General features: G+C 57.4%; 1 protein-coding gene and 1 tRNA gene. One reads left to right on the plus strand and one right to left on the minus strand.

The genetic code is table 11. The features are described 5' to 3' along the window. Positions 1-787 (plus strand): hypothetical protein (locus AC1DPR_RS32085; protein WP_477818040.1); only part of this gene is annotated, 787 nt, incomplete at its 5' end. A gap of 68 nt (positions 788-855) precedes the next feature. Here AC1DPR_RS32085 and AC1DPR_RS32090 read toward each other — a convergent pair. Further along, a tRNA-His gene (locus AC1DPR_RS32090) sits at positions 856-931 on the minus strand. Positions 932-1102 lie beyond the last annotated feature (171 nt).

The raw sequence follows: 1102 nt of genomic DNA on the forward strand, positions 1-1102 counted from the left end.
GTTCAAGACGGCCTCCTCCATCGCGGAAACGACGATGTTTGGCCTCGACTATGGCGAGATCTACAAGCGGTCGGTGATCGGTGTGCGGGTCTACGGCGTGCCCACGCAGGAAAAACAGTCGCTGGTCGATTACTTCCGCCGCATCAACGACGATTACCATCGGCGGGCAACGGACACCGAATATCACAGCGGCACAATCCAATACGATTATTTGCGCCTGAACTGCGCCAAGACCATCGGCGCCGCCTTCAAGTACGGCGCCGGCTACAAGGATTTGACGATAAAGAGCCCCAAAGTCCTATCCGGGCGACGCGTGGTGGCCGCCGCGACCGCGAATATTCCCACGGAGATGGCGATGAAGCTGATCAAGGAATGGGGCAAGCGCGGATACGGTATGGACGTAGTGCTGTACAAGAAGTACGGCAGCTCCACCTATGTGGAACCTCGCGAAGAGGAGAAGGTGGCATTCAAGGACCTGCCCAACCGCTTCCCCTCCGTCCTGTCGCTCGATTTCCGCAGGGAGCAAGGGGCCTATCGCGACTTCGACAATCTCTACGCCATGTACCTGTTCTACAACCTGGGCCGGTTCAGCGTGCGCGTGAATGAGCAGACGCGGTTGCTGGAGGTCGAGAAGGACAAGGAGCCGATGCCCTATCGACAAGCCGCGGAACTGGCCAAGGCCAGCGCCGAATCGGACAGCGAAAAATTTCGTCGCCACGCCGAAGCGCCGGACAACACCCATCTCTACTATTTCTCGGAGGGGAATCAGGACGGGAGTGCTCGCTGAGCGGGTAGCAACGGCCCGCAGAAAAGCAAAACGGCCACTTGAGTAAGTGGCCGTTTTGTTAAGCAATTTGGGGTGGCTGATGGGACTCGAACCCACGACGACAGGAATCACAATCCTGGACTCTACCAACTGAGCTACAGCCACCGTAGAGGTTTTGCCAGCTTGCCGCTGGCGCTTCCGCTAACCGGCGTTGCCGTTCAACGAAAAACAAGATTCTACAAGGATCTTCAGAGGATGGCTAGTATTCCGCACAAAAAATTTCAACCGGCCTCGCCTGCCTTATCGACTGCCATGCCACTTCGCTTCGAGCAGCAC

The sequence above is a fragment of the Rhizobium sp. 01T417 genome (assembly GCF_056398905.1).